Below are 6,439 nucleotides of genomic sequence, written 5' to 3'. Positions count from 1 at the left end.
CCGGTGGGACTGGCCGGAACCCGGTGCGGCCGAGACCGGCGGACCGCGGCGCCCGGCTCGGTCCGGCGCTGGCGCGTGGGTTCGGCCGATGCGTCGGATTTGGCCGGCGGCCGCCCGAAGATGGTGCGGATCCGGTGCGGTGGGTCGCACGCCTGGACCTCGGCCCCAAGCAGGCGCCGCCGAAACCGGCGGACCGCGCCCGGGTCGGCCTACAGTCGGCGCGTGGACGAGATGCGTGCCCTCCTGATCCGTGCCGCCGAGCTGGCCGCCGGCTACCGGTCGAGCCTGCCGGAGCGGCCGGTCGCGACCGCGGGGACCCCGCCGGACTTCGGTGGTTCTCTCCCGGCCGGCCCGACTCCACCGTCCGAAGTGCTCGAAGAACTCGCGCGCGCCGCCGGCTCCGGGCTCGTCGCCACCGCCGGGCCGCGGTTCTTCGGGTTCGTCATCGGGGGCGCCCTGCCCGCCGCCACCGCGGCCGACGTCCTCGCCGCCGGGTGGGACCAGAACGCCTTCAACGCCGTGCTCTCCCCGGCCGCGGCCGCCGCGGAGGACACCGCGGGCCGGTGGCTCAAGGAGCTGCTCGGCATCCCGGCCACCGCGTCCGCCGGGTTCGTCACCGGCGGGCAGGGGGCGAACACCGTCGGGCTCGCCGCCGCGCGGCACCACGTCCTCGCCGAAGCCGGGTGGGACGTCGAACGCAACGGGCTCGCCGGCGCGCCGCGGGTCCGGATCGTCGCGAGTGAAGAACGGCACGCCACCATCGACCGCGCGCTGCGGCTGCTCGGCTTCGGCACCAGTGCGGTCGAGCCGGTGGCCGCCGGCGGTCAGGGTGCCATCGATGTCGGCGACCTCCGAAGGACACTCGACGCCGGGAGCGGGCCGGCGATCGTCTGCCTCCAGGCCGGCAACGTCAACACCGGTGCCTGCGACGACCTCCGCGCAGCCTGCGAAGCCGCGCACGCCCACCGGGCCTGGGTGCACGTCGACGGCGCCTTCGGGCTGTGGGCCGCGGCGAACCCGGCCACCGCGCCGCTGCTCGACGGCGTCGAACTCGCCGACTCCTGGGCCTGCGACGGCCACAAGTGGCTCAACGTCCCGTACGACTCGGGGTTCGTCTTCTGCGCCCGGCCGGACGTCCACGCCGCGACGATCGCCTACCGCGCCGCCTACCTGGCCGGCGCCGGTGACCTCGCCGGCATGGGCGACCTGACCTTGGAATCCTCGCGCCGCGCCCGCGGCTTCGCGGTCTGGGCGGCGCTGCGCGAACTGGGGCGCGACGGAGTCGCCGAGCTCGTCGACCGCTGCTGCCGGCTCGCGCGCCGGTTCGCCGCGCGGCTCGCGGACGGTGGCGCCGAAATCGCCAACGACGTCGTGCTCAACCAGGTTCTGGTGTCCTTCGGGGACGGAACGGACGAACTCGTCCGGAAGGTGCAGGACGACGGCACCTGCTGGCTGGGCGGCACCACTTGGCGCGGCCGCCGCTACCTGCGGATCTCGGTCTCCAACTGGTCCACGACCGAAGCCGACGTCGACCGTTCGGCCGCCGCGATCCTCCGCCTGGCTCAGTAACCTTCGCGCACCGAAAGGGAGTCCGTCCGCCAGCCGATCCGCTTCTCCTCGCCGGTCGGCCAGCTCGAGGAAAGCCGCCGCCGGACGCTGCCGAGCGCGCCGAGCTCCGCCAGGTCGACGCGGGATCCCTGCGCCGCCAACGAGGTCACCTCGGTGGCGGTGAGCGGGACGAAGTCGAAGTACTGCGCGTCCTCCCCGCCCTTCCAGTCGACGAATTCCGTGAAGATCGCGGCGAAAGCCTGGCCGCATTCCGGGCATTCGCGCAGGGAAACGCCGAAATGCGAACGTTCGACCAACCGGTGGATCTCGCGCAGGCGAGTCGTGCAGAACGCCAGCGCGGTGAGGGCGTCGGCGCCCGAGCAGCGCGCGCAGCCGAACTCGGTCATCCGCCGATCATCGCACGCCGTGAATCCGCACCCGGCTGCGGGGGTACCGGGAAACCCTTTGACCCCAACGTTTAGCTCTGGTCCGCAGTGGTCTGGACCTGTTAGCCTCCTCGCACTCGAACGGGCGGTTCGCCGAAGGAGATTTTCGTGCACCGGATGAAAAAGAGCATCGCCGCCGCCGCGCTGGCCCTCGCCGGCGCCGCCGTCGTCGCGCCGCCCGCCGAGGCCGGGCCGGCCCCGGGCAAGGTGATGGCCTACTTCGCCGACTGGGACGTCTATGCGCGCAATTACCACGTCAAGGACATCGAGACGTCCGGTTCGGCCGCGAAGCTGACCCACATCAACTACGCCTTCGGCAACGTCACCGGCGGTGGCTGTGCCGTCGGCGACCCGTGGGCCGACCACGACATGTCGTACGACGCCGCCATGAGTGTGAGCGGCCAGGCGGACAGCGGCACGTTGCGCGGCAGCTTCAACCAGATCCTCGAGCTGAAGAAGCTGCACCCGAAGCTGAAGGTGCTGTGGTCGTTCGGCGGTTGGACCTGGTCGGCCGGTTTCGGTGAAGCGGCCAAGAATCCGGCCGCGTTCGCCGAATCCTGCTACAACCTCGTCAACGACCCGCGCTGGGCGGGCGTTTTCGACGGGATCGACATCGACTGGGAATACCCCAACGCCTGCGGCAACACCTGCGACACCAGCGGTCCCCAGGCGTTCACCGAACTGGTCAAGGCGCTGCGCGCGAAGTTCGGGCACCGGCAGCTCGTCACGGCCGCCATCACCGCGGACGGCTCGAAGAACGGCAAGATCGACGCCACCGACTACGGCAGCGCGAGCCGGTACCTCGACTGGTACAACGTGATGACCTACGACTACTTCGTCGCGGGCGGCCAGCCGACCGGGCCCACCGCGCCGCATTCGCCGCTGCGGTCCTATCCGGGCATCCCGCACGCCGGGTACTACGCGGACGCCGCGATCCAGAAGCTGCGCCACCAGGGCGTGCCGTCGTCGAAGATGCTGCTCGGCCTCGGTTTCTACGGCCGCGGCTGGGACGGCGTCACGCAGAAGCAGCCCGGCGGCACCGCCACCGGCCCGGCGCCGGGCACGTACGAAGCGGGCGTCGAGGACTACAAGGTCCTCAAGACGACGTGTCCCGCGAACGGCAAGGTCGCCGGCACGGCGTACGCGAAGTGCGGCTCGCAGTGGTGGAGCTACGACACGCCCGAGACGGCGTCGGCCAAGGCGGGCTACGCGAAGTCGCAGGGCCTCGGCGGCGTGTTCGCCTGGGAGCTGTCGGGCGACACCGCGAACGCGGAACTGCTGCGGGCCATCGCGGGCCGCTGCTAGAAGCTGGAGGGCCCGGGCGTGAGCGCGCCCGGGCCCTTCGTCCACTCAGGACGCCGGGAACCCGTGCCGCCGCGCGCCGAGCACCACGGCCAGCACCGGCAGCAGGAGGATGAGGAGCGTCCAGGGGAACGACGACGGCCCGGCGGCGTCGAGCAGGACGCCGCCGGCCACCCCGCCCGCGGCCATCGCCGCGTTCCACAGCGTGACGAGCATGGCCTGCGCGTTGTCCGCCGCCTCGCCGCCCGCGGTGCCGGCGGCCGTCTGGAGCAACGTCGGGACCCCGCCCCAGCCGAGTCCCCACAGCGCGACCGCGGCGTAGACCAGCACCGGGCTGTCCGCGAACACCGCCAGCACCGCCGCGGCCACCGCGACGAGGACCGTGCCGGCCACCATCAGCGCGCGCGGCGCCCGGTCGATCACCGCGCCGACGACCCCGATACCCGCCATCGAGGCGACGCCGAACACCAGCAGCACGACGTCGACCGAACCGCCGAGCCCGGCGTGGGCGAGGAAGGTCGCGATGTAGGTGTAGAGCACGGTGTGCGCGAGGACGAACACGAGCGTCACGACCAGCACCGGCACCACCCCCGGCACGGTCAGCGTGCGCCGGACCGAGATCCGGCCGCCCGCCTGTCCCGGCTGGTCCGGAACTCGTGCGGCGATCCAGGCCAGCAGCACGGCCGCGATCACCGACATGACCCCGAACGCCCAGCGCCAGCCGAGCAGGTCGCCGAGGAACGTCCCGGCCGGGATCCCCAGCGACAGCGCCAGCGGAATGCCGGCCATGACGACCGCGATCGCCTTGCCGGGAGCATCCGGCTTGAGCCGGCGCGCGTACCCCGCGAGCAGCGCCCAGACGACCCCGGCCGCGATCCCGGCGACGAACCGCGCGACCATCGTCAGCACGTAGTCCGCGGACAGTGTGGTCACGGTGTTGGCCACCGCGAACCCGGCCACTCCGGCCAGCAGCAAGCGTTTGCGTGACCACGTTGCGGTCGCGGCGGCGAGCGGAATGGCGGTGAGCGCGGTGCCGAGCGCGTAGACCGTCACGGCCTGCCCCGCGGCGGCGACGCCCACCCCAAGCCCGGCGCTCATCCCGGGCAGCACCCCGGCCGGAAGCGCTTCGGTGAGCACGGTGACGAACGCGGCGGTGGTCAAGGCGAGGAGCGCGGGGGTCGGCGTCCGGGTGCTGGAGATCGTCATGCGGTTATGCTGAAACCTTCACATACGTGTGAAGGTCTACGTGAGGTGGCACACATGCGGATCGGCGAACTGGCGGAACGCACCGGAACCGCGCGCCGGCTGCTCCGGTACTACGAGGAGCAGGGGTTGATCATCGCTTCGCGTGGGGCCAACGGGTATCGGGATTACGACGAGCCTACGGTCGATCGGGTGCTTCAGGTTCGGGGGCTGCTTGATGCCGGGTTGCCTACGCGGATCATCAAGCAGATCCTGCCGTGTCTCGACAAGCCTCGGGCGATTTATTTTCCGGATGCGACTCCGGAGATGCTGGCGACGTTGGAGGCGGAGCGGGATCGGATGGCTCGGCGGGCGGAATGCTTGCTGCGGAACCGGGATGCGATTTCGGAGTACCTTGACGCGGTTCGGGAGTACAACCGGGTTTAGCTTGCGGCTTTCTTGACCTGCAGGACGTTTCGGAGCGGGCATCAGTCGGGGGGCCTGGTCCCGCTTTCGGACCGGCGGCGCTTGATGTCTGAGGGGCGCGCAGAGCCCGGCGCGAGAGGTGTGGGTGGGCGGCGGTGCTATCCCGGGGGTACGGGAAGCCGGACCGAGAGGCGGTCGGGGTGTGGGTAGGCCGCGTGATGCATAGGGGCTTGCGCAGTTCGGGGCGAGGGCTATCGAACGTGGGTAGGCGGTGCGCAAAGCCCGGGTCAGGAAGCAGTCAGGGCGCTGGCGGAGCGCAATAAACGCGGAAAGGTCGTGCAGAGCCCGGGCCGCGGGGCGGCTGGAGCTGGGGTGGCTGGGCGTGGGGCGGCTGGGGCGTGGGGCTTGGGGTGGCCGGGGCGTCGGGTGGCTGGGGTGTGGGTGGCTGAACCGTGGGGTGGCTGGGGCGCGGGTGACTGAAGCGTCGGGTGACTGAAGCGTCGGGTGACTGAAGCGTCGGGTGGCTGGAGCGTGGAGTGGCTGGGCCGCGGGGCGGCTGGGCGTGGGGTGGTTGATTGAGGGCGTGGGTGTAGGCCCGTAGCCGGTGGCTGCGGGCCTGTCCCGTGTTCAGGCTGCGAATGGCAGCGGCTGATGGATGTTGTTGCGCCTGGGTTTTCGGCGTTTGTCCAAGAACCGTGGCGGCAGGAACTCCGGATGGCCGTCGGCAGCGATGCGGACCTGCCAGCCCGAGCGGTGCAACAACCGGTGATGGTGACCGCACAACAGAACCAGGTTCGCCAAGTCGGTGGGGCCACCGTCGGCCCAGTGCCGGATGTGGTGGCCCTGGCAGTGCCGGGGTGGGCGGTGGCAGCCGGGGAACGCGCAACCACGGTCGCGCAGGAACAACGCGCGGCGGAGGCCGGGGCTGATCAGGCGGCGGGCGCGGCCCAGGTCGAGGGGTTCGCTGGCGGTGCCGAGGACGGCGGGGATGAGTTTGCAGTCGCAGGCGTGGAGGCGGGCGTCGGCAGCTGTGATGGCGCCGGTGTCGCCCAGGGTGGCCGTGCCGCGTCCGGATTTCAGATCCGCCAGGGAGACCGCGACCATCACGTGGACGCGCTCCCCGGCTTGGGCGGGGAGGTCGGCGGAGTTCAACGCGAGGTCGACCGCGTCGGAGAACGCGTCGCCGTAGCGTTCTTGTGGGGAGCGGAGGTCGTCGGTGCCGCGGCGTTCGGCCAACGCATCCAGCAGGGCGCTGGCGCGGGTGCCGGTCTCGTCGTCGAAGCGGCCGGTGAGTTCCCAGGTTCCGGTGCGTCTTCGGCGCAACGACAACTCGCGCGCGGGGGTGGCGGGTTCGGTGTCCTCGGGTGCGGGACCGTCGGGGTCGAGATGGGCCAGGATCCGGGCACCCAGGGCAGCCACCTGCTTGTGGCCACCCTGGGCGGCGAAAGCGAGGAGATCCGCTTCGGCATCGTCGCGGTGGGTGGCGGGGATGCGGGAGACGGCGTCGATGATGGTGTCGATCATCGGGGTGCTCA

The 6,439-nt window shown here is 71.6% G+C and carries 6 protein-coding genes; 3 read left to right on the top strand and 3 right to left on the bottom strand.

The features are described from left to right. Positions 1–231 precede the first annotated feature (231 nt). Positions 232–1,569 (top strand): aminotransferase class V-fold PLP-dependent enzyme, encoded by a 1,338-nt coding sequence (locus G3I65_RS55880; protein ID WP_160704735.1) that lies wholly within the window; start codon positions 232–234, stop codon positions 1,567–1,569. On the opposite strand, the gene G3I65_RS55875 is transcribed toward G3I65_RS55880, so the two are convergent. Continuing rightward, positions 1,563–1,955, bottom strand: a complete 393-nt coding sequence (locus G3I65_RS55875; RefSeq protein WP_160704733.1) for a hypothetical protein — start codon at positions 1,953–1,955, stop codon at positions 1,563–1,565. The two genes, G3I65_RS55880 and G3I65_RS55875, sit on opposite strands and share 7 nt — an antisense overlap. A gap of 156 nt (positions 1,956–2,111) precedes the next feature. On the opposite strand from G3I65_RS55875, the gene G3I65_RS55870 reads away from it, so the two are divergent. Further along, positions 2,112–3,299: a glycoside hydrolase family 18 protein gene (locus G3I65_RS55870; RefSeq protein WP_166641829.1), complete on the top strand. Its 1,188-nt coding sequence runs from the start codon at positions 2,112–2,114 to the stop codon at positions 3,297–3,299. Positions 3,300–3,344: 45 nt separating this feature from the next. Here the strand turns inward: G3I65_RS55870 and G3I65_RS55865 are convergent, their stop codons facing one another. Next, entirely contained in the window at positions 3,345–4,502 is a 1,158-nt protein-coding gene (locus tag G3I65_RS55865) for an MFS transporter (RefSeq protein ID WP_160704729.1), read from the bottom strand. Between the two features lie 54 nt (positions 4,503–4,556). Here G3I65_RS55865 and G3I65_RS55860 point away from each other — a divergent pair, with 54 nt between their 5' ends. Continuing rightward, positions 4,557–4,925, top strand: a complete 369-nt coding sequence (locus tag G3I65_RS55860; RefSeq protein ID WP_086858471.1) for a MerR family transcriptional regulator — start codon at positions 4,557–4,559, stop codon at positions 4,923–4,925. Between the two features lie 606 nt (positions 4,926–5,531). Here the strand turns inward: G3I65_RS55860 and G3I65_RS55855 are convergent. Then, the coding region (locus G3I65_RS55855) for an HNH endonuclease signature motif containing protein (protein WP_160704727.1) at positions 5,532–6,439 on the bottom strand (908 nt) is incomplete at its 5' end.

Origin of the sequence: Amycolatopsis sp. SID8362, assembly GCF_010550475.1 — a bacterium.
GTDB lineage: Bacteria > Actinomycetota > Actinomycetes > Mycobacteriales > Pseudonocardiaceae > Amycolatopsis > Amycolatopsis eburnea.
Note: the sequence above shows the minus strand (reverse complement) of the source record. Positions and strands in the feature narration are given on the sequence as shown.

Excerpts from the sequence above, each read along its gene's own strand:
- G3I65_RS55880 (WP_160704735.1), top strand. The coding sequence starts at position 232 with ATGCGTGCCCTCCTGATCCGTGCCGCCGAGCTGGCCGCCGGCTACCGG.
- G3I65_RS55875 (WP_160704733.1), bottom strand. The coding sequence starts at position 1,955 with ATGACCGAGTTCGGCTGCGCGCGCTGCTCGGGCGCCGACGCCCTCACC.
- G3I65_RS55870 (WP_166641829.1), top strand. The coding sequence starts at position 2,112 with ATGAAAAAGAGCATCGCCGCCGCCGCGCTGGCCCTCGCCGGCGCCGCC.
- G3I65_RS55865 (WP_160704729.1), bottom strand. The coding sequence starts at position 4,502 with ATGACGATCTCCAGCACCCGGACGCCGACCCCCGCGCTCCTCGCCTTG.
- G3I65_RS55860 (WP_086858471.1), top strand. The coding sequence starts at position 4,557 with ATGCGGATCGGCGAACTGGCGGAACGCACCGGAACCGCGCGCCGGCTG.